Here is a 19914-nt window from a genome sequence, read left to right as displayed (position 1 = left end):
CTTGAGGTTGCGGAAGCCGCGCGAGCGCGGGACCGGCTTGCCGTCGTCGCTTTCAAGCGGCGCCGGCTCCCAGTACTCGGGCAGGTTCTGGAACTTGAAGCGCTCCGGCATGTAGAGCACGCGCGCCTCGCCAGGCGGGCCACTGCGCTGCAGCGGAACCAGCAGCTCGGCGGTGCCCTTCCAGCGGCTGTCGCGGTGGTACACCTCGTCGCGGTAGATGAAGATCACCGCATCGGCGTCCTGCTCGATCGATCCGGAGTCACGCAGATCCGCAGGCTGCGGGCGCTTGTCGGGGCGGTCCTCCAGCTTGCGATTGAGCTGCGAGAGCAGCAGCACCGGCACGCCCAGCTCACCGGCCAGCAGCTTCAGGCCGCGGCTGATATCGCCGACGCCGCTGGCCCGGTTGTCTCCTTGGATTTCCATCAGCTGCAGGTAGTCGATGACGATCAGCCCCAACGGCTTGCGCGCGTGCTGCCGGCGTGCCTGCGAGCTGACGTGCTCCACCCTTGCCCGCCGCGGTCGGCTGACGAAGATGTCCGCGGCGCGCAGCCTGCGCATCGCGCTGGTGACGTTGGTCCAGTCCACGTCGTCCAGGTCGCCGGAGCGGATCCGGTTGCCATCGATGCCGCCGACCGACGCCAGCATGCGGTCGCCCAGCTCCTCGGCCTGCATCTCGAAGCTGAAGACCGCAACCGCTTTGCGCAGGTGCAGTGCGACGTGCTCGGCGATGTTCTGCGCCAGCGTGGTCTTGCCCATCTTCGGGCGCGCCGCCAGGACGTACAGGCCGCCCGGCTTCAGCCCCCCCAGCAGCGTGTCCAGGTCGTCAATGCTTGTGGTGATGCCATGGATGCCTCCGCCGTCGCGGGAGCGCTCGCCCAGGCGTTCGAACACGCGATCCATCACGGGAGCCACGGATTCCAGCTCGCACGGCTGGCTGTCCATCAGCGCGCCGATGCGCGACTGCGCGCTGCCGATCAGCTCGATGCTGCTCTGCCCCTCCGGATTGAACCCTGCGTTGGCGATGTCGGTGCCGACCTGGATCAGGCGGCGCAGCCGCGCCTTGTCCGCCACGATCTCCGCATACGCACGGATGTTGGCCGCCGACGGCGTCGTGTTGGCGAGCTCGATCAGATATGCGCCCTCGCCGACTTGGTCGAGCAGCCCCTGAGCCTCGAACCAATCGCCCAGCGTCACAACGTCGAAGGGGCGGCGCGGGTTTGCGGTCGCCATCTCGCGGATAGCGCGGAAGATGAGCACATGGTCGCGGCGGTAGAAGTCGCCCTCCTCCACCAGGTCGGCAATGTCATCCCATGCGCGGTTGACCAGCATCAGACCACCGAGCACAGCCTGCTCGGCTTCCACGCTGTGCGGCGGCACGCGCAGCTGCTGGAGCTGATCGGCGCGCTCTCCGCGCTCTGTGCCATATTCGGCGGCCATGCGCTCGATGTCGTCGTGCATGCTCACGCTGCGTTCTCCGTCATCGCTCGATCGAACAGCTTCGCGATGACGTTCTCGCGCAGCAGATATTCGAAGTCGGGTTTCCAGCTTTCGTGACCGGCACCGCCAGGCTTGCGGCCGGAGTGGAACTCGTCGTCAGCAGCGGTCTCGAACAGCGCTGTCCAGAACTCCGCGGTGACGCGCTCGTTGCCGTAGAGCTGCCGGCAGATCGCCCGGACAGTCGGCAGGGCCTTCTCGACGGCCTTGAGCCGCGGCTTGTTCAGCACGGTGCATGCGGTCAGCTCGCCGTTGGGCTTGGCCAGCAGGCGGTTGTAGGCTGCCTGGGCTTCCTCGGCGATCTGCTGGATCCGCTGCGCCTTCCGGAATTTCAGGTCTGCAGGCGCGGCTGGATCGCTGGTCAGCGTCAGCGACGCGGACGACTCCGAGCGAAGCGAGGAAGCTTCTGCTCTTGGAGACGGTATCGGAGACGGTATCGGAGACGGGGCAGTGCCAGATTCTGCTAGTGGCAGGTATTCTTCTGCTACTGGCACGCCTTCGTCATGCTCGGGTACTGCTTGTAGCAGACGTGATGCGTACTCGGGCATTAGCCGGGCAGCCTCGGTGCGGCCGTGGCGGCGGCACAGCGCAGCCCATCGCGACTTTTCCGCGCGCGCCTCGGAGCCAGCTGCCCACGGTTGATGCTCTGCCCAATCGTGCAGCTGATAGGCGTCCGCCTCGCCGTCCAGGAAGCCTACGGACGCCAGCTCGCGCACCAACGCATCGTTGTCCCCTGCCCAATCTGCGGCAAGCTCGATGTCTTCAGCCGACATCCCGCTGAGGTCACCATCTGGCCGGTTTGCGCGTGCCCAGAGGATCAGGCACACCAGCGACCAGCCGGCAGCAGGTCCGAGACGGCGGATCAGCTTCTTCGTCTTCGGATGACCTGGCAGACCGATGCTGAGGCGAGCGTCGGTACTCACGACATCCCCCTTGCCCGCTCCATGCGCCTCACCTGCCGCCCGCTACGGCCCTCGCATTCGCGCTTCATGTCGAGCCAGTAGGCGCGTGCGAGGCCCTTCTTGCCGGCGCCCTGCGCCTTCCTCAGCTGCTCGGCCAAGCGGCGGATGCGGCGCTCCCGGCGCCAGTCCTCGATCAGCTGCAGGATCATGCTGCAGCCCTCTGGTTGGCCGCCGACCAGGCCTGCTGCGCGACCTCGGCCACCATCGCCTGCAGGTCACCGCACAGGTCTGCGATGCTCTTCGCCTCGTTCGGGGTGATGCGGCCGTCGGACATGGCCTTTGCGATGAGGGCCGAGAGCATGCCCTTCAGCGAGGACGCCTTCAGCAGCGCGGCGATCATGTCGCCGGCCACCGGCGTGTCAGCGCGCTGGACAACGAAGTCATGCTCGGCTGCCAGCGCGTGCAGGATGCGGTAGTCGCCGGTCAGTCCCATGATCTCGCTGGCCTCGGCCAGGGTGAGATGGTGCGTGCGCGTGTTGGGATTGACCTTGCTGCGGAGCACGGCGGCGGACATGGGCTTCTCTTCGCCGCGGTCGTTCGCTGAAATGAGGCGGGTGGCCAGGGCCACGCTGCCGCCGGGGTAGTCCAGAACGGTCTTGTGTGCTGCATCTGCGATGTTCACGGGCGGGATACCTGAACGTGGTTTAGGACACCTGCCCCGGCCAGGATGTGCGCCATGGACGCACTACAGAAACGGCTCAGAGCAGCGAGGAAACGGGCGTCGAATGTCACGACGATCATTCGATGGAAGGGCAGCGTTTTCGCGCTGCGGTGGGTCAACGAACGGATGGACGTTCGGCTGCTACGGAAGGGAAGCTAGGTGGGCGCCCGCCCACCGGTACGATGCGAGGTGCCAACCACCACATCGACCGGAGACGGACAAATGAATTGGATCCAGCTAACTGTGGCCATCTGTATCCCGCTCGCGGGAGGACTGGCGGCCTTGGCGGTGAAGAAGCCGCGCGTTTGTCTGCGCATTTCCGACTACTTCATTCGGATCACCTTCGGAGGCCTGAGTGCCAGCGTCTTCGGTGTCGCTGGATTGGGCACGGCGAACATGCTGGTCAAGTCCGATCTCCAAACCCACCAGAAAATCCTGACGGCCGGCGGCAGCGCTGGCGTTGACGCCATACGCTCCACTCTTGACTCCGCTGTCTGGAGCTGGATGGGAATTTCCGCGTTCATGCTCGCGCTCTGCGCGACTTTCGTCGCCGCAGAGCGGCTGTCCCAAATGGTTCTGGACGACCATGCCGAGGCTGAAAGAGTTGGTGCCAACAACGAAGGCCACGATGCAGACGGCGAGTAGGTCACTGCGATCCTGTGGTGACATCTCAGGCGGCCTCCTGCCGGGAGGCAGCATCGGCCACCTCCCCTGCGGGGTTGGCCGGCGGCGGACCGAAGACGTCCGGGCGAAGGTCGTGGCGCGAGACGCCGGTGGCCGCTTCGATCTTCATCACGAACTCTGCGGGTACCGCGTGGCCTCGATTAATCCAAGCCCAGACATGGCCCTGCTTCACGGCGCGCAAGTCTGTCGAAAGGAGTCGGGCCAGGGCGCTTTGTCCGCCGGCTGCTTCTACTGCTCGCTCTAGGGGGGGCGTGTCCATGCACCCAGAATACAACCCTGGTTGTATTAGTCAACAACCAATGTTGTTTGCGAGCTACAACGCCTGTTGTCACGCTTCGGTGATGGAACTTAGAGACCGAATTGCAGAAGCCATGCAGCACGCAGGGCTCACTCAGGACGCGCTAGCCAAGCGTGTCGACGTCAGCCAGCAAGCAATTCAGAAGCTGCTCTCTGGGCAATCCAAGACTTCCCGCAAACTCACCGAAATAGCCGTCGCATGCCGAGTCAGGCCCGAGTGGCTTGCTTCGGAAGATGGGCCGATGCTGGGCGACGCTGTTCAGATCGCTCCGTCTCAGCCTGAGCGAATCGACTTCGACAGAATGGCGTTAACGGTCTCTGTTGCCCGGAACCTGCTTGAAGTTCGAGGCGATCCGCCTGATTTCATCGAGGATCCGGTCATACTCGAGATCGCCTACCAGGTCGTCGCCACTTACTCGGACGCTTCCCGTCCTAGCAACGTGCTTGACCTGACAAAGATTTTGGCGAAGCGACTGAGGGGAGTTACGGATGGAGAAAAAGCAATTCGAGGATCTGGCGCGGCGTCTGGCCGCTAGGAGCAAGGAACTGCATACCATGGACGGCACCAAACCTAGATTTGCGGTGGTCTCCAATACGGAACTCTCACCTGGAAAAGAGATGGATGCACTCGAGCGCGAGTCGCATCGCAGGATGATTAGACATATTCGACGTCGTTGGGGTTTCCCCATGCAGGTCTTAATCGACCAGGCCTGTTTTGGAATCTCTGGACTAGAGAGTCTGGGGGATGATGCGCTGGTGCAGCTTCACAGGGACCTTGAGCGCGCGCAGGATTGCATGCGCGAGGGGATTGCATTTGAGGACGCGGGCCTGCTCAGGTCGCGCTACGGTTAGGGAGAAAGGGAATATGCGTGCAAAGTTCTTTGTGTTGCTGAGTGCAGTGTCTTTAGGCGTATCGGGTTGCTCTACCTACAGCAGCACGACAGAGCGCCCTCCCCTGATCGACATCACCTCAGATAAAGATCCAGCGACCTATCTAGGCTGTTTAGAGCCTGCTTTTGCAGAGATCTGGCCGCAATCAAAAACGATGCGCGATGGAACTGCTTCGGTGGTCATGGTGCCTGTCGGCGGAAACGTCCCGGTGACAGTCCACGTGACGGGACAAGCATCGGGTTCTCGGGTTCAGTACCGACAGCAGAACGATTTAAACGTCGCTAACTTCAAGAAGGGACGCAACGCGGTCGTTGCCTGCAAGTAGGTGAGGTAGCTTCTAGTCGAAGGCCGGCCCTGGCGCCCAAGGCGCAGGCCGAGCCCACAACCGCATGTTCTTGGAGATATTTACGCTTTACCTATCGATCGGCTCAAATCGATTCACAGTATTCATTGCATCTTTACAACTTTAGTTGTTGCCAACTGACAACCTAGGTTGTATTGTCTCTCCACGCCGCACCGAACCCGGACCCCGTCCCGGGAAGTGGCTTGGAGACCCAGGATGTCCAATGCAATTTCACTGCTCACCGTACTGCCGCATGCCATCACTGCAGCGGCTGCCGGTTGCGTCGGCTGGTTTGCTCATAGGCGAGTCGCGCCGGACCACACGTCTTCCTTGCCACGGCACGTTGGGGTTCTCCACGACTACGCATTGCAGCTCGTGCTTGAGGTCAAGCAGCTCCCTGAAGCGGCAACTGTAGACGCGCTCATCCGCAGTGGTGACTTGGACCACGTTTGCACCGACGTCCAGTGGTTCGTTCAGCGCTTCGGGATCGATGCGGAAAGTGCGTGCGGTGCCCTTTTCGATGACGGCACCTGCAAACTTATCCCCGTACTCGACCCACAAGCCATAGGCTTTGCGCTTCCCGCGCCCGCGGCCTACCACGCTTATATCCGCGATGGTCACCGCCACACCGCCACGGTTTACGACCTTGATTTGAAGTCGGCTAACTTCATCTTGGCGTGGCTGAATCTTTATGCTGATTCGAAGGCTACGAGCCCCTCGCACGTAGTTGATAGCCAAGTTCGAGACAGCGACCGCGCAGCCGATAACGGCAGCCGCGAACGTGACCCATTGTGCCCAGACAGGCATAGCGCTTCCTCCATTGGCGCGAATTCGCCTTCAGATCATAGCGGCCAGTCCGCCCAGCGTGGGGAGGCCTGAGCCATGGTCAATCGCCACCCGTACCACCCGCAATGCGGCTGCGCGACCTGCAGTCGGCATGAGCTGTCCGACGAGCGCGCCGACGTTCTGGCGCTGGCCCTGCACCGCGATGGCAGCGTACTGAGCGAGGCGCTGGGCGAGCTGACGACCGAGCAGCTGGCCCTGATCGCCGGCCACCTGGCCCAAGGCAACGACGAAGGCGCTGCCGAGATCCTGCGCAACGCCGTGACCGACTATCTGTCGCAGCTGATCAACGGCCGCATGGACGACGTGGACTGCTCGCGCGTCGAGGCGGTGCAGCACTACCTGACGGTGTACGAAGCCAAGCCGGCGCCGGTCGCCGTAATGCCGTGGCGGGTGGCGGCATGAGCGCCCCTGTCGATGTCCGCGGCGTGATCGCCGCCACGATCGCCGACCTGCGCGCCAGCGGCGACACCGGGATGGTAGAGAACCTGCTTGAAGCAGATGCCGCCATTGCCGAGTTGATCGCCGCAGCCTCAGGGATTGAGGGGCTTGCGCGATTGGCAGCTGCCCCACTCAAGGATTACCGAGCTGCAGTTGATCGGCTTACCGCTGCCCTGGCCCGCGTAGGCGGTGCCGCATGAGTGCCGTCATCCCCTTCCCCACCGCTGCGCGCGGCGCCGACTTGGTGCGCGCGATCGCTACGGAGCGCGGGTACGGCCCGGTGGTCGCCGGCCAGCTGGCTCGGACCTTCCGCCCAGACAACGTGCGCTCCCTGCGCGTGCAGGCATCGCAGCACGTCCGCGAGCCCGGCGAGTCGGCAACCATGATCGGCGACGGCCCGGAGGCCGCGTGATGGACAAAATGGACGAGAAGGAATTTCAGCGGCACATGCTGTGCGAGGACGTGCCGTTTGCCCTGATCTGCATGCTCATCGGCGCGGTTCTGACGCTGCTGGCCCAGGCGGTGTTCTCGTGACCGGCCGCCACTACTACCGCTTCCTGTTCCTCGGCGAGTCGATTTTGTTCTTGGCCGCGCTGGCGATCTTTGCCTACGAACAGGGAGCGCACGCGATCTGCTCAGCGGTGCTGGTTGTCGGCTTCGTGCTGTCGCTGCACCTGCCGCAGAGCTGGAGCAATGCCAGGGCACGTGCGCACCGCGCTGAGCCGCTGCCAGTTGCCGACCCCTCACCTGATTTCCCCGAACAGCCGCGCCGCGGCATCCGCTGATCCCCGCCGGTCCGCCGGCACCACCGACGAGGTATCCAATGTTTCAGCTCGAAAGGCACGAGGCGTCCATCGCCAACGTCAACCAACGCATCCAGCGGCACGGCGAAGAGCGCCAGCTGGCCGCCGACATCAAGTTCGTCCTGAGCGTCAGCAATGAAGCGCTCGATTCGTTCGACTCGACGCTGCGGCACGACCTGTTCCGCAAGCCGGCGAAGGGCGAGCAGCAGGATCTGCCGCAGATCGGCGGCGATGGTCTGACCGCGGTGAAGCATCCGGCGCTGGAGCCGTTGAAGCTGAGCCACGAGTTCACCGGCTTCGAGATGCACCTGGCCGGCCTGCTGCAAGCCGGTGAGCCGATTGTGCTGGTCGACGTGAAGCTCAAGCGCTTTGTGATCGAGCCGAAGGAAGGCGGCAGCCTGGCCATGTCGTTCACCGCATCGGCCGAGGTGGAGCCGCAGGAACTGGCCGAGCTGTCGGAAGCGCTGATCCGCGAAGACGTGCTGCTGACGTTGATCGCACCGAAGCGCGCCGGCGCCGTTGCCGAGGATCTGACCGAAGGTAGCGACACGCTGGATGCACAGGACGCCGCCGCGGCCGCTGCTGAAGTCGCACGCCTGGCCGAAGCCGGCCAGAAGGCTGCCGCATGAACGCGCCCGCCCGCATTCCGCTGATCGATGTCGAGAGCCGCCAGATCGCGGCGATCGGCCACGACGCTGACAGCCAGACCCTCGCCGTGCGCTTCAAGAACTGGAAGGGCGACATCACCTCGCTCTACCACTACGACAACGTGACCGCCGAGGACTACGCCGCGCTGCAGGCGGCCGAGTCTAAGGGTGGCCACTTCAACAAGGTGATCAAGGCCGACCCGGTGCGCTGGCCCTACCGCAAGGTCGAAGACCGCCCGCTCGCCGACGCGGCCTGATCCCGAACCCTGATCCGTGGCAGGTGTCCACGGACGCGATCGCACCGCGCATTGACCCTCGAAGGTCAGACGTTAAAGGCAGGAAGGGAACCGCCCGCACCGCCGATACGTGCGCAAGAAGGAGCGGGAGGCCACAAGCCTATGCAGTCGGGAAAGACCGGCCGTCTGGAAGCCCTTGGGTAGTTTCGTTGGACGTAAAAGCACAGCAGGGGAACGCGGTTGGCGAGGCGCTATAGGCCTTGCCTTCCCTGGACAACACGGCGGTGAGAGTCCCGCGCCGGAGACGTACCCGGCACCTATCCATCGCGGAGCGGCTTGCGATCAACGAGCGTCCATGTCTTGCGTATCGAAGACCAGGCCGCTCCGCAATGGAGGGAATGCGCAGGCTGATGCGCGCCGTGGGACTCGACGTGACGAGCTACCAAAACTGCGGGCGACGGCCACGCAGGCGGTCACGAAAGCCGGAGATCAGCACCGGCCCCTCCACCCAGTAAGTGCCGGTTCGATTCCGGATGGTTGGCCGACGGCTTGGTAGCGACGAGGTGCGGTTCGAGTCCGTGGTTTGTCTAGGTAGGCAAAGGCCCGCGTGGTCCCGGCGATACGGGACACCCAAATTCATCGCCAGCCGGCGGCGCCCATGCCGGCACCTCTCCACCCAAGGACCGCCCATGAACGCAGTCGCCACGATTCCACAGCAGCAGGGCACGCAGATCGCCCGGCCGCGCCAGCAGTTTGACCTCAGCCCGCAGACGTTTGAGCAGGCGCTCACCTTCGCCGATTACCTCGCGGAGAGCGATCTCGTGCCGAAGGACTTCAAGGGCAAGCCGGCGAATTGCCTGATCGCCATGCAGTGGGGCGCGGAGCTGGGTCTTAAGCCGCTTCAGGCGCTGCAGAACATCGCTGTCATCAACGGCCGCGCGGCGCTCTGGGGGGATGCGGTGCTTGCGCTGGTTCGGAACTCGCCGGTGTGCGAGTTCGTGGAGGAATGGGACGTCAACGAGACGGCGCACTGCAAGGTGAAGCGGAAGGGCGAGAAGGAAGCTCTGGTGACCTTCAGCATGGAGGACGCAAAGAAGGCTGGCCTGGTCGGCAAGCAAGGCCCCTGGACGCAGTACCCGAAGCGTATGCGCCAGATGCGCGCCCGCGCGTTCGCGCTCCGTGACGTGTTCACTGACGTGCTGCGCGGCATGGCGATTGCCGAGGAAATCATGGACATCCCGCAGGCAGGTGCAGTGGCTGCTGAGCATGGCCGCGCCGCGATCGAGGGCCAGGCCGAAAAGCAGCTGCCCGCCTACTCGGAAACGGACTTCGCCGCGAACCTGCCTAAGTGGTGGGACATCGTCGCCAGCGGCAAGAAGACCGCCGATGACCTCATCGCGATGCTGCAGACGAAGGCGACGTTCACCGCCGAGCAGCTTGACGAAATCCGTAACCCGCCGACCGATGAGGGTGAGGCGCAGAGCGACGTCGCTGCCGCTGCCGGCGGCATCACCCAGACCGCAGTGGAGCGCTGAACATGGCAGAGAACATGCAATTCCCGATTCCGAACAGTGTGCTTGAGCCGTACATAAAGCAGGCGATCAGCACCGCAATAACGGCCGCGCTCGGCGACGGTGCAAAGCTCGTTGAGATGGCTGTGCAGCAAGCGCTCTCTCAGAAGGTCAATTCCGAGGGCAAGGTCGACTCCTACTCGTCCTACAACACGCACCAGTTGGTCGAGGTCATCGCTCGCAACAAGATCCAGGAGATCACGCGCGACGTTGTAGGGCAGATGGCTGAGGGCATGCGCCCGAAGATCAAGGAAGCCATTGAGAAGCAACTGAAGACCAAGCACACGGCGATAGCGCAGGTGCTGGTGGACAGCCTTATTAGCAGCCTCACGTCCAAGTGGAGCGTGAACGTGGCCATCGAAGCCCCGAAGGAGCGTTGAGCATGAAGACCGTCAACCTGATCCAGGGCACGCCGGAATGGCATGCCCACCGTGCTACCCACCTAAACGCCAGCGAGGCGCCGGTGATGCTGGGCGAGTTCCCGTCCGTCACCCGCAGCGAGCTCCTCAAGGTTCGCGCGACCGGCGTTGAATCGGAAATCAGCTGGTTCCTGCAGCAGATCTTCGATGATGGCCATCGCTTCGAGGCGCTCGCGCGACCGCTGGCAGAGGCGATTGTTGGCGAAGACCTGTATCCGTGCGTCGGCGTGGATGGGAAGCTATCCGCGTCGTTTGACGGACTCACGCTGCTGGGCGACGCGCTCTTCGAGCACAAGATGTTGAACGCCACGCTGCGCGCTTGCATGACCGAAGGCTGCACCGGCGCCGACCTGCCGATCTACCACCAGATCCAGATGGAACAGCAACTGGCGGTATCCGGCGGCGAGCGGGTGCTGTTCATGGCGTCGGAATGGGACGCCGACGGCAACCTGGTCGAAGAACGCCACTGCTGGTACGTGCCAAACCTCGAGTTGCGCCAGCGCATCGTGGCCGGTTGGGATCAGTTCGAGCGGGACGTCTGCTCCTACGAAGACAAGCCGGCCATTGCGCCTGCCGTCGGCCGCGCTCCCCAGCATCTCCCCGCGCTGCACATCGCGGTGACCGGCATGGTCACGGCCTCCAACCTGGCCGAGTTCCGTGGCTCGGCAATGTCTGTGCTTTCGCGCATCAACCGCGATCTGCAGACGGATGAGGACTTCGCCGACGCCGAGCAGACGGTGAAGTGGTGCAAGGGCGTCGAAGAGCGGCTGGAGGCAACGAAGCAGCAGATCCTCGGCCAGACCGCCGACATCGACGCGGTGTTCCGGACCATGGACGACGTCGCCGCCGAAGCGCGCCGCGTTCGCCTGGAGCTGGACAAGCTGGTCAAGGTCGAGAAGGACAACCGCCGCACCCAGATCGTCGCCAACGGCGTGCAGGCGGTGCGGGATCACTACGCGTCCATCAACGCGGGACTCGATGCGCATGCGCTGACGGTACCGGCTTCGCTGCAGGCCGACATCGGCGCGGTGATCAAGGGCAAGAAGTCGATCAGCAGCATGCAGGATGCCGTCGGTACCGCTGCCGCCAACGCCAAGATCGCCGCCAGCCAGCAGGCCGAGCGCGTGCGCGCGAACGTGCGCGTGCTGGAAATGGAGATGGGCACCTTCGCCGGCCTGTTCCATGACCGCGTGCAGCTGTGCGCCACTAAGTCGCCGGAGGATCTGCGCAACCTGATCACCATGCGCATCACGGAGCAGAAGCGTGTCGACGAGCAGCGCCTGGAAGCGCAGCGCGAGAAGATCCGTCAGGAGGAAGCGGCCAAGCTGGCGCGCGAGCAGCAGGAGCGCGAGGAAGCGCAGCGTCGCGCCGACGCCCAGGCCGAGGTAGCGCGTGTTGCTGCTGCGCGGGCGCCCGCCGCTGTTGCTGCGCCCGCCCCGGTGGTCGCGTCGGCACCGGTGGTGGCGGCTCCCGCTGCCCTGTCCCCTGCCCTCGCTCAAGCGGTCAAGTCATTGGCCGCGCCGGCACCGGCCCAGGTCGTGCGCATCAAGCTTGGCGACATCAACGCGAAGATCGCACCGCTGACGATCACCGCCGATGGCTTGGCGCAGCTCGGCTTCCTACCGTTGACCGTCGAACGAGCCTCGAAGCTGTACGACGCGGCAGAACTGCCGGCCATGTTCTCCGCGATGCAGCAGGTGTTCGCGCGCGCGGCCGCCGAAAGCTACAGACAGGCCGCCTGATGTCGCGCGTCTGCTCCAGCTGTGAAAGGTCGCTCAGCGATTCCGAGTTTCCGGTGCAGAACGGGCGCGTGGTCAACGTGTGCGTGCTCTGCCGGAACGACATCAAGCGGGCGCAGACCAAGCTCGCGCCGATCCGCCGTGATCCCGAGCAGATCCGGCTCAACAACGTCGCTGCGCTGTGGCATGGCCCGGTGCAGCGCACTCACCTGCTGAGGAATGCTGCATGAGCACTGCGAAGCACACTGCCGGGCCTTGGGCAGCCCACGTGATGACTCACGAAGTTTCCGTCGAAGCGCCTTGTGGACGTGTTCTGTTTTTGGTTTCTCGGGAAAGTGATCTCGAGACCATTGCAGACGCCAACCTGATCGCCGCCGCGCCGGCTTTGCTCGCCGCAGCGACCGCCATGATTGAGGTCGAGCAAACCGTCTTCGGCTCGCCAGAGCAAGCCACCTACAGCGAACGCTACGCCGCGGCGGTCGATTCGCTGCGCGCCGCCATCGCGCAGGCGCAAGGAACGACCGTATGACCCGCCACCTCACGCGCCGCGCGCCGAAGCGCAACGGCGGCTTTTCCTGGGGCCGCTTCCCGACCAGCGACGGTGCATTCGTCACCTGGCGCATGTTCCGCCGCGATCACACCAGCGCGTTGCACATGCATGCGCTGACCTTCACCGCCAAGGATGAGCCGGCCCACGTCGCGAAGCAGCTGCGCCGCGCTCGCCGGCAACTGCGCGACCGCGTGGACGAGATCGACCTGGCCGCCATGGGAGTTACCGCATGACCATGCATCCAAATGACCGCCTTGCTGCTCTGGAATGGGCGCTGGCCCGTGCCCGCGAGGCCGGCAAGACCGACGAGCTGGTGCGGCTGACGCACGTGCCCGCTCTGCAAGAACTGCGCGACGAAGCGCAGCGGGAGGCTCGGGGCGGATGAACTACCTGTCGCTCTTTTCGGGAATGGAGGCCGCGCACCTCGCGTGGTCGCCGCTCGGCTGGCGCTGCAAGGGTGTCGCCGAGATTGATCCGGCTGCGTGCGCACTGCTGCGCCACCGCCTGCCGCACGTTCCCAACTTGGGCAGCGTCACCGACATCACCGACGAACAGGTCCGGGCCCTGGGTCCGCTGGATGTCGTGATCGGCGGCAGCCCATGCCAGGACCTTTCAGTGGCCGGCAAACGTGCGGGCTTGGGCGGCGCCCGGTCCGGCCTGTTCCACCATCAACTCAGGATCTTCAATGCAGTTCGACATCTTTGCGGCGCCCGTTGGCTGGTCTGGGAGAACGTCCCAGGCGCCTTCAGCAGTAACAAGGGCCGAGACTTTGCTGTCGTGGTTGGCGCGCTGGCAGGATCCGAGCTCACTGTCCCCGCCGACGGCTGGAGCAACGAAGGCGTGGCACTGGGCGACAACGGCCTCGTCGAGTGGTCCGTGCTTGATGCGCAGTGGTTCGGAGTGGCGCAGCGGCGCCGTCGCGTGTTCGCTGTCCTCGATACTGGAGATTGGGCCGGTCGGCCACCAGTACTTCTTGAGCGCGACAGCTTGCGAGGGGATTCTGCGCCGAGCCGGGAAGCGCGGCAAAGCGTTGCCGGAAGCCTTACGGCAAGCGCTGGCCGCCGTGGCGGGGTCAACGACCCAGAGCGCGGCCAGCTGATTGCATTCGGTGGTAACAACACGTCCGGCCCCATCGACGTTGGCACATGCTTGAATGCTTGCGCCAGCGCCAGCGGTCGGCTCGACTTCGAAAGCGAGACGTTCCTCGTGCAGGAGGTTGCGCACACACTTCGGGCTGAAGGCTTCGATGCAAGCGAAGATGGAACTGGGCGCGGCACGCCACTGATCCCGGTCACGGCATTCGGCTGCAAGGACAGCGACCCAGCACGCAGCGTTTCAGATGATGTTGCGCCAACACTGCGCGCCATGGGACATGCCAACAGCCATGCGAACGCTGGCGGACAGGTGGCAGTCGCATTCCAGTCGTCGCAATCTGGCGTCCGCATCGACGAAGTGCACGCTACTCTGGATGCCAACAATGGTCCGCGCAGACACAATGGCGCCCTCGTTGGCATGCAGGTTCGCCGGCTCACCCCGCGCGAGTGCGAGCGCCTGCAGGGCGCTGAGGACGACTGGACGCTGGTGCCGCTGCCTGGCCGGCACAAAGCCCGCAAAATCACCAAGGATCGGCCGGAGTCGCGCTGGCGCCAGGAAGAGGACGGGAGCTGGTCCCTGCTGATGGCCGATGGCCCGCGTTACAAGATGCTGGGCAACAGCTTCGCCGTGCCGGTGATCCGCTGGATCGGCGAAAGCATCCAGCGGGCGCACACCTGGGCCCAGCAGGAGCTCGCGGCATGACTGACCCCTACCGCGAGTTCCTCGAGCGCAAGGTGCGCGTAGCCCCCTCGCTCGGCTTCGACGTGTCGCCAGACGAGGTGCACCCGATCCTCAAGCCGCACCAGCGCGATAGCGTCGTATGGGCATGCTCCGGCGGACGGCGCGCCCTATTCGAGCGTTTCGGCCTCGGCAAGAGCATGCAGCAGTTGGAGATCATGCGGCTGGCGCACGCACATGCCGGCGGCGCCGTTGGCATCGTGGTGCCGCTGGGCGTGCGGCAAGAGTTCCGCCGCGACGCCGGCAAGCTGGGCCTGCAGACGCGCTTCGTGCGCACAAGCGCCGAAGTGGATCCTGCCTTCGATGGCATCCACCTGACCAATTACGAGAGCGTGCGAGACGGCAAGCTCGATCCCAACCTCTTCACCGCCGCTAGCCTGGACGAGGCGTCGGTGCTGCGCAGCTTCGGGTCGAAGACCTACCAGCAGTTCCTGACGCTGTTCGATGACGTCCGGTACCGGTTCGTCGCGACTGCTACGCCCAGCCCGAACCGGTACAAAGAGTTGATCCATTACGCCGGCTTCCTGGGCGTGATGGACACCGGCCAGGCCCTTACCCGCTGGTTCAAGCGCGACAGCACTCAGGCCAACAACCTGACGCTGTACCCGCACAAGGAGCGGGAGTTCTGGCTATGGGTCGCGAGCTGGGGGCTGTTCCTGCAGAAGCCATCGGACCTGGGCTACAGCGATGAGGGCTATGACCTGCCGGAACTGACCGTGCACTACGTTGAGGTGCCGGTGGACCACGCCAGCGCCGGTGCCGAGCGAGACGGCCAGGGCAAGCTGTTCCGAGATGCCGCGATGGGCCTGAAGGATGCTGCGAAGGAAAAGCGCGACACGCTGGCCGCGCGCGTGCAGGCGGTGCAGCAGGTCATCGCCGCGCGACCCAATGATCACTGGCTGATCTGGCACGACCTGGAAGCCGAGCGGCATGCGCTGCAGGCGGCCATCCCGGCAGCGGTAAGCATCTATGGCGACCAGGATCTCGACGAGCGCGAACAGGCGGTCATCGACTTCAGCGAAGGATTGATCCCGATCCTATCGGCCAAGCCAGTCATCGCCGGCAGCGGCTGCAACTTCCAGCGGCATTGCCACCTGTCGGTCTATGCCGGCATCGGCTTCAAGTTCAACGACTTCATCCAGTCCATTCACCGCATCCAGCGGTACCAGCAGGCTCACCCGGTAGAGGTGTGGATCGTCTACGCCGAGAGCGAGCGCGAGGTGCTGGCCAACCTGCAAGCGAAGTGGGCGCGCCACGATGAGATGGTAGAGAAAATGAGCGAGATCATCAGGGAATACGGCCTGAGCAAGGCCGCCATGGCGCAAGTACTTCAGCGCTCGATCGGCGTGGAGCGGATCGAAGCCAGCGGTACCGGCTGGACCGTCGCGAACAACGACTGCGTGGTGGAGACGCGCGGCATGGCCGACGACAGCGTCGACCTGATCGTGACCTCGATCCCGTTCGCCAACCACTACGAGTACAGCCCGAGCTACAACGACTTCGGGCACACCGACGACAACGCGCACTTCTGGGCGCAGATGGACCACCTCAGCACGCAGCTGCTGCGGATCCTCAAGCCCGGCCGCATCGCCGCCATCCACGTGAAAGACCGTATCCAGTTCGGCGCGGTGACCGGCGCCGGCGTGCCGACGGTCAGCCCGTTCCACGCCGAGGCGATCTTCCACTACCGCTCGCACGGCTTCGACTACATGGGCCTGATCACGGTTGTGACCGACGTGGTGCGCGAGAACAACCAGACCTATCGCCTGGGCTGGTCGGAGCAGTGCAAGGACGGCACGAAGATGGGCGTCGGCTCGCCGGAGTACATCGTGCTGCTGCACAAGCCGCAGACCGATCGCAGCCGCGGCTACGCCGACGAGCCGGTGCGCAAGCACAAGGCGGATTACACGCGGGCGCGCTGGCAGGTCGATGCGCATGCGTTCTGGCGCTCAAGCGGCCGCCGGCAGCTGACCGCCGACGAGCTGGCGCAGCTCGGCCCGGACAAGCTGGCCAAGCTGTTTACCGAGTACTCGCTGCGCGAGGTCTACGACTACGAGACGCATGTGCGCATCGGCGAGGAACTGGAAGCGCGCGGCGCGCTGCCGTCGACCTTCATGTCGCTGGCGCCTGGCAGCCATGACCCGGACGTCTGGCACGACGTCAACCGCATGCTGACGCTCAACGGCGAGCAGACCCGGCGCGGCCTGGAAAACCACATCTGCCCGCTGCAGTTCGACATCGTCGACCGGCTGATCCAGCGCTTCAGCAACACCGGCGAGCTGGTGTTCGATCCGTTCGGTGGTCTGTTCACCGTGCCATATCGCGCACTGAAGCTGGGCCGCCAGGGGCGCGCCGCCGAGCTGTCCACGGCCTATTTCATGGACGGGGTGAAGTACCTGCAGGCCGCCGAGCGCGAAATGGCGATGCCGGATCTGTTTGCAACGATGGAACCGCAGCCTCAGGACCGGGCCGCATGAAGCCCCAGCTCTTCCCGCGCGAGCCCCGCCGGATGAAACAGCCGGCCAAGGATCTGCTCCGGCAGCAGCTGGCCATGGCCGCCGACCACATCGAGCGGGTCACCGCCGAGAACCAGGCTCTGCGCGCCATCTGCGCAGAAGCCATCAACACATGCCAGGGCCAGGCCGAGCAGCTTCGCGCCGCGCTGGCGAAACAGGAGAAAGCAGCATGACCCCGACCATCACCCCCGAGACGCCGACTCTGTCCGACATCATCGCGTCGATGCGCAACTATGCTGGCGTCGCAGAGGATTGCGAAGTCACGCAAGGCCATGCGCCGGTCGCTATCCGCAACTGGATCGAGATGCTGGAAGCCCTCTCCGAGCTGCAGGCAGCCCCTGCTGCCGCGGGCGTGCCGGAGCTGTTCGTGCAATGGCTTGAGCGTGAGATGCCCGCTGGCACCATCATCGGCAGGCCGGCCTGGTGGGCGCCAAAGCTGGCGCGAGCACTGCGCAGCGCAGAGCGGGGAGTGCTGGGAGGCTGCAATGGCTGACCTCTTCCCCGGCACCAAGCCTGCCCGGGCAAAGCCGCGCGTGATGATGCACGGCGACGACTTCGGCTATGACGGCCACATCACCTTGGCCCACATGGTCTGCCCTAAGTGTGGCCACTGCGGCGACTGGATGTCCTTCGAGAACGACACCGAAGCCCGCCGTGGGCACCCCTGCCCTATCTGCAACACCAATCAACCGGAGACGACCCGATGAGCAACACCCCAACCACCACCCAGCGGCTTCTCCGGCTGCGCGATGTGCTTGAGCGCGTCGGCATGTCCAAGTCCACCCTTTACAGCCGCATCCGAGATAAGACCTTCCCGCAGCCCCTCCACCTTGGCACTTCGTCGGTATGGGTGGAGTCCGAGGTCGCCGACTGGATCAACCAGCAAATCGCCCAGCGGGACAAGGCGGCTTGAGCTGGGGGTATCTGTGGGGGCATCTGGCCGTAATCGGATAGGCCAACGCTTGTAATTTCAACACGTTAGGTCGAATCTGCGGTAGAGCCCACCTCCACCATCTATACGTCCAGCGACGTACAACAAAGGCTGGAAACCCTAGAGAAATCAAAGGTTCCGGCCTTTTTTGTGTCCAGCATCGTCCGACACGACCTCTTGAAGTCCGATAGTAGGTGACAGTAGGGTTGACAGTAACTCCCTTGCTCTAGATTCGCCTACTGTCATGGCCCGCTCTATCGCTAAGCCCCTCACCGATCTATTGATCCGTAAGGCCAAACCCGGCGACAAGGCGATGCGGGACGGTGGCGGCCTCTATCTCTTGATTGGGGAAGGCAGACGTCACGGCTGGCGCCTGGATTACCGCATCGCAGGCGTGCGCCGGACCATCAGCCTGGGCGTGTACCCAGATGTCACTCTGGCGGCCGCTCGCGAACGCCGAGAGGAGGCCCGGCGACTGGTTGCCGGAGGCATCGATCCCAGCGCGCAGCGACAGGCCACCAAGGCCGCAGCCGGTGAGCGAGCAGCAAACAGCTTTGAGATCGTCGCGCGTGAATGGCTGGGTAAGCAAAAATGGGTTGAGAGCTATCGGGTCAAAGTCATCGCATGGATGGGCAATGACGTTTTCCCGTGGATCGGTTCACGCCCGGTCGCAGAACTGACCGCACCAGAGTTCCTAAAAGTGGCCCATAGGATCGAGGAACGAGGCGCCGTCGAGTCGGCCCACCGCATCATGCAGAATTGCGGTCAGGTCATGCGCTACGCCATCGCCACCGGCCGTGCTGACCGAAATCCAGTGGCAGACCTAAGGGGTGCACTCGCATCCCCGCAGGGGAGGCACCACGCGGCCATCATCGACCCCAAGGACGTGGGCGCACTACTGCGGGCAATCGACGCTTACACGGGCGATGCGACGACTCGGGCAGCCCTCGGCCTTGCTCCGCTGCTATTCGTGCGCCCGGGAGAACTACGACATGCCGAGTGGTCAGAGATTGATTTGGATCGGGCCGAGTGGAACATCCCTGCCGAGAAAATGAAGATGCGCCAGCCGCATCTAGTGCCCCTTTGCAGCCAGGCAGTCGCGATTCTGCGGAATCTTCACCCGCTTACCGGACACCTGCAGTACGTCTTCAAAGGCGGCAACTCCCCTCGCCGCCCGTTGAGCAACAACGCCCTCACAGCCGCCCTGCGCCGTATGGGATACGACGGCGACACGATGACCGTCTACGGCTTTCGAGCAACTGCTCGCACTCTGTTGGACGAAACCTTGGGCTACCGACCCGACTTCATTGAGCATCAGCTGGCGCACGCAGTACGAGACCCCAACGGCCGCGCTTACAATCGTACCGCGCACCTCGCAGAACGCCGAAAGATGATGCAGGGCTGGGCTGATTATCTGGATGGATTGCGTGCAGATACTGGCGCCGTGGTGGTCCCATTCAAGACGAAGGCGGCATAGCGCCGCCAGATGCCAGGTCCGCAAACCGAGGAGCCATAGACGTAGCTCCTTCTGGTAGCTAATTGCCTAAAGAGGCGACGGATGCAGGGCTCACGGAGCAGCGCTGACGGACACTAGCGGTGCAATCCACAGCACTCGGCGCCCCATGCCGATGCAAAGGAAGCGCCCCGGCTCCCGGTCGATCCAGAAGCCTTCCTGCCATGGAGTCGCGTGCTCCGTGAAAACCTCCAGTCCGAAACGCGCAAGTGCGCCGGCGAGGATGTTGCGAGCGGTCTCCGTAAACTTTCCCATATAGCTTCCCCTATCTGTCGTTTTTTGATTGCCGCAGGTATGCGGTGCGAAAAAGGTAGAGCGCTTGCCGAATCTTGGTCAATGCTTTCGGAATCATCCAAATGTGGTGCATCTATCGTTTATGAGACGTGTCCCGTCCAGGGGTGAATCGAGGCAATAACTTCAGCGACTTACGCAGCTGGATGCATCGCAAAGCTCGCTGGAAAAGCCTAAGGAAACTCTGAACAACTCCGCCTGATCCTGCGACAATCGCACAGACGCAACGGGACGACGACGATGCAACTG

Annotated in this window: 30 protein-coding genes and 1 pseudogene; 25 read left to right on the top strand and 6 right to left on the bottom strand. The window is 64.1% G+C overall.

The annotated features are described in order from the left end of the window. Nucleotides 1-81: 81 nt before the first annotated feature. The 4 genes and pseudogenes from dnaB to LL962_RS16730 form a co-directional block, all read right to left on the bottom strand. Nucleotides 82-1458 (bottom strand): annotated as a pseudogene (dnaB, locus tag LL962_RS16745) (replicative DNA helicase); the annotation flags it as partial. Nucleotides 1459-1460: 2 nt separating this feature from the next. Next, nucleotides 1461-2417: a hypothetical protein gene (locus LL962_RS16740; RefSeq protein ID WP_228317700.1), complete on the bottom strand. Its 957-nt coding sequence runs from the start codon at nt 2415-2417 to the stop codon at nt 1461-1463. Next, nucleotides 2414-2605, bottom strand: coding sequence for a hypothetical protein (locus tag LL962_RS16735; protein ID WP_228317699.1), 192 nt, complete (start codon nt 2603-2605; stop codon nt 2414-2416). Before LL962_RS16735 ends, LL962_RS16740 begins: the two co-directional genes overlap by 4 nt. Further along, nucleotides 2602-3078, bottom strand: coding sequence for a phage regulatory CII family protein (locus tag LL962_RS16730; RefSeq protein WP_228317698.1), 477 nt, complete (start codon nt 3076-3078; stop codon nt 2602-2604). Before LL962_RS16730 ends, LL962_RS16735 begins: the two co-directional genes overlap by 4 nt. A gap of 261 nt (nt 3079-3339) precedes the next feature. On the opposite strand from LL962_RS16730, the gene LL962_RS16725 reads away from it, so the two are divergent. Further along, nucleotides 3340-3762, top strand: a complete 423-nt coding sequence (locus LL962_RS16725) for a hypothetical protein (protein WP_228317697.1) — start codon at nt 3340-3342, stop codon at nt 3760-3762. Nucleotides 3763-3787: 25 nt separating this feature from the next. On the opposite strand, the gene LL962_RS16720 is transcribed toward LL962_RS16725, so the two are convergent. Further along, entirely contained in the window at nt 3788-4060 is a 273-nt protein-coding gene (locus LL962_RS16720; protein WP_228317696.1) for a YdaS family helix-turn-helix protein, read from the bottom strand. On the opposite strand from LL962_RS16720, the gene LL962_RS16715 reads away from it, so the two are divergent. The 3 genes from LL962_RS16715 to LL962_RS16705 are packed head-to-tail and all read left to right on the top strand — an operon-like array spanning nt 4059 to nt 5314. After that, nucleotides 4059-4634 (top strand): helix-turn-helix domain-containing protein, encoded by a 576-nt coding sequence (locus tag LL962_RS16715; protein WP_228317695.1) that lies wholly within the window; start codon nt 4059-4061, stop codon nt 4632-4634. The genes LL962_RS16720 and LL962_RS16715 overlap by 2 nt on opposite strands. A 19-nt stretch (nt 4635-4653) precedes the next feature. Then, nucleotides 4654-4950, top strand: coding sequence for a hypothetical protein (locus LL962_RS16710; protein ID WP_228317694.1), 297 nt, complete (start codon nt 4654-4656; stop codon nt 4948-4950). Between the two features lie 13 nt (nt 4951-4963). Further along, nucleotides 4964-5314 carry a hypothetical protein gene (locus tag LL962_RS16705; protein WP_228317693.1) on the top strand — a complete coding sequence of 117 codons (351 nt, stop codon included), beginning with the start codon at nt 4964-4966 and terminating at the stop codon, nt 5312-5314. Nucleotides 5315-5563: 249 nt separating this feature from the next. Here the strand turns inward: LL962_RS16705 and LL962_RS16700 are convergent, their stop codons facing one another. After that, nucleotides 5564-6139 carry a hypothetical protein gene (locus LL962_RS16700; protein ID WP_228317692.1) on the bottom strand — a complete coding sequence of 192 codons (576 nt, stop codon included), beginning with the start codon at nt 6137-6139 and terminating at the stop codon, nt 5564-5566. 75 nt (nt 6140-6214) lie between these two features. Here LL962_RS16700 and LL962_RS16695 point away from each other — a divergent pair, with 75 nt between their 5' ends. The 21 genes from LL962_RS16695 (at nt 6215) to LL962_RS16600 (ending at nt 19338) form a co-directional block, all read left to right on the top strand. Beyond that, entirely contained in the window at nt 6215-6580 is a 366-nt protein-coding gene (locus LL962_RS16695; RefSeq protein WP_228317691.1) for a hypothetical protein, read from the top strand. Continuing rightward, nucleotides 6577-6816, top strand: a complete 240-nt coding sequence (locus LL962_RS16690; protein ID WP_228317690.1) for a hypothetical protein — start codon at nt 6577-6579, stop codon at nt 6814-6816. The genes LL962_RS16695 and LL962_RS16690 overlap by 4 nt, the downstream gene beginning before the upstream one ends. Beyond that, the gene (locus LL962_RS16685; RefSeq protein ID WP_228317689.1) at nt 6813-7028 is read left to right on the top strand and encodes a hypothetical protein; all 216 of its coding nucleotides are present in this window, start codon (nt 6813-6815) and stop codon (nt 7026-7028) included. Before LL962_RS16690 ends, LL962_RS16685 begins: the two co-directional genes overlap by 4 nt. Then, nucleotides 7028-7150 (top strand): hypothetical protein, encoded by a 123-nt coding sequence (locus LL962_RS20920; protein WP_255626387.1) that lies wholly within the window; start codon nt 7028-7030, stop codon nt 7148-7150. The genes LL962_RS16685 and LL962_RS20920 overlap by 1 nt, the downstream gene beginning before the upstream one ends. Continuing rightward, nucleotides 7147-7401, top strand: a complete 255-nt coding sequence (locus LL962_RS16680) for a hypothetical protein (RefSeq protein ID WP_228317688.1) — start codon at nt 7147-7149, stop codon at nt 7399-7401. Before LL962_RS20920 ends, LL962_RS16680 begins: the two co-directional genes overlap by 4 nt. A gap of 38 nt (nt 7402-7439) precedes the next feature. Next, a complete protein-coding gene (locus LL962_RS16675; RefSeq protein WP_228317687.1) occupies nt 7440-8048 on the top strand; it encodes a hypothetical protein in 609 nt (202 codons plus the stop codon). Further along, nucleotides 8045-8323: a KTSC domain-containing protein gene (locus tag LL962_RS16670; protein WP_228317686.1), complete on the top strand. Its 279-nt coding sequence runs from the start codon at nt 8045-8047 to the stop codon at nt 8321-8323. Before LL962_RS16675 ends, LL962_RS16670 begins: the two co-directional genes overlap by 4 nt. A 668-nt stretch (nt 8324-8991) precedes the next feature. After that, nucleotides 8992-9837 (top strand): hypothetical protein, encoded by an 846-nt coding sequence (locus tag LL962_RS16665; RefSeq protein ID WP_228317685.1) that lies wholly within the window; start codon nt 8992-8994, stop codon nt 9835-9837. 2 nt (nt 9838-9839) lie between these two features. Further along, the gene (locus tag LL962_RS16660) at nt 9840-10253 is read left to right on the top strand and encodes a hypothetical protein (RefSeq protein WP_228317684.1); all 414 of its coding nucleotides are present in this window, start codon (nt 9840-9842) and stop codon (nt 10251-10253) included. Between the two features lie 2 nt (nt 10254-10255). Beyond that, nucleotides 10256-12034 (top strand): hypothetical protein, encoded by a 1779-nt coding sequence (locus tag LL962_RS16655; protein ID WP_228317683.1) that lies wholly within the window; start codon nt 10256-10258, stop codon nt 12032-12034. A gap of 53 nt (nt 12035-12087) precedes the next feature. Next, nucleotides 12088-12261 carry a hypothetical protein gene (locus tag LL962_RS16650; RefSeq protein WP_228317682.1) on the top strand — a complete coding sequence of 58 codons (174 nt, stop codon included), beginning with the start codon at nt 12088-12090 and terminating at the stop codon, nt 12259-12261. After that, nucleotides 12258-12560 carry a hypothetical protein gene (locus tag LL962_RS16645; protein WP_043088983.1) on the top strand — a complete coding sequence of 101 codons (303 nt, stop codon included), beginning with the start codon at nt 12258-12260 and terminating at the stop codon, nt 12558-12560. Before LL962_RS16650 ends, LL962_RS16645 begins: the two co-directional genes overlap by 4 nt. Beyond that, entirely contained in the window at nt 12557-12814 is a 258-nt protein-coding gene (locus LL962_RS16640) for a hypothetical protein (RefSeq protein WP_016850479.1), read from the top strand. Before LL962_RS16645 ends, LL962_RS16640 begins: the two co-directional genes overlap by 4 nt. Next, complete coding sequence (locus LL962_RS16635) at nt 12811-12966, top strand: hypothetical protein (RefSeq protein WP_016850478.1); 156 nt, start codon at nt 12811-12813, stop codon at nt 12964-12966. The genes LL962_RS16640 and LL962_RS16635 overlap by 4 nt, the downstream gene beginning before the upstream one ends. Further along, on the top strand, nt 12963-14378 hold the full coding sequence (locus LL962_RS16630; RefSeq protein ID WP_228317681.1) for a DNA cytosine methyltransferase: 1416 nt from the start codon (nt 12963-12965) through the stop codon (nt 14376-14378). Before LL962_RS16635 ends, LL962_RS16630 begins: the two co-directional genes overlap by 4 nt. Further along, nucleotides 14375-16891, top strand: coding sequence for a DNA methyltransferase (locus LL962_RS16625; RefSeq protein ID WP_228317680.1), 2517 nt, complete (start codon nt 14375-14377; stop codon nt 16889-16891). Before LL962_RS16630 ends, LL962_RS16625 begins: the two co-directional genes overlap by 4 nt. After that, nucleotides 16888-17103: a hypothetical protein gene (locus LL962_RS16620; RefSeq protein WP_104605286.1), complete on the top strand. Its 216-nt coding sequence runs from the start codon at nt 16888-16890 to the stop codon at nt 17101-17103. The genes LL962_RS16625 and LL962_RS16620 overlap by 4 nt, the downstream gene beginning before the upstream one ends. Beyond that, nucleotides 17100-17423 carry a hypothetical protein gene (locus LL962_RS16615; RefSeq protein ID WP_104605284.1) on the top strand — a complete coding sequence of 108 codons (324 nt, stop codon included), beginning with the start codon at nt 17100-17102 and terminating at the stop codon, nt 17421-17423. Before LL962_RS16620 ends, LL962_RS16615 begins: the two co-directional genes overlap by 4 nt. Next, the gene (locus tag LL962_RS16610; RefSeq protein WP_104605282.1) at nt 17416-17637 is read left to right on the top strand and encodes a hypothetical protein; all 222 of its coding nucleotides are present in this window, start codon (nt 17416-17418) and stop codon (nt 17635-17637) included. Before LL962_RS16615 ends, LL962_RS16610 begins: the two co-directional genes overlap by 8 nt. After that, nucleotides 17634-17843, top strand: coding sequence for a helix-turn-helix transcriptional regulator (locus tag LL962_RS16605; protein WP_104605280.1), 210 nt, complete (start codon nt 17634-17636; stop codon nt 17841-17843). Before LL962_RS16610 ends, LL962_RS16605 begins: the two co-directional genes overlap by 4 nt. Nucleotides 17844-18105: 262 nt before the next feature. Next, nucleotides 18106-19338 (top strand): tyrosine-type recombinase/integrase, encoded by a 1233-nt coding sequence (locus tag LL962_RS16600; protein ID WP_228317679.1) that lies wholly within the window; start codon nt 18106-18108, stop codon nt 19336-19338. Nucleotides 19339-19914: the final 576 nt, after the last annotated feature.

The organism is Xanthomonas sp. NCPPB 1067, assembly GCF_020783795.1.
GTDB lineage: Bacteria > Pseudomonadota > Gammaproteobacteria > Xanthomonadales > Xanthomonadaceae > Xanthomonas > Xanthomonas melonis.
This window is presented reverse-complemented; position numbering and strand designations above follow the sequence as displayed.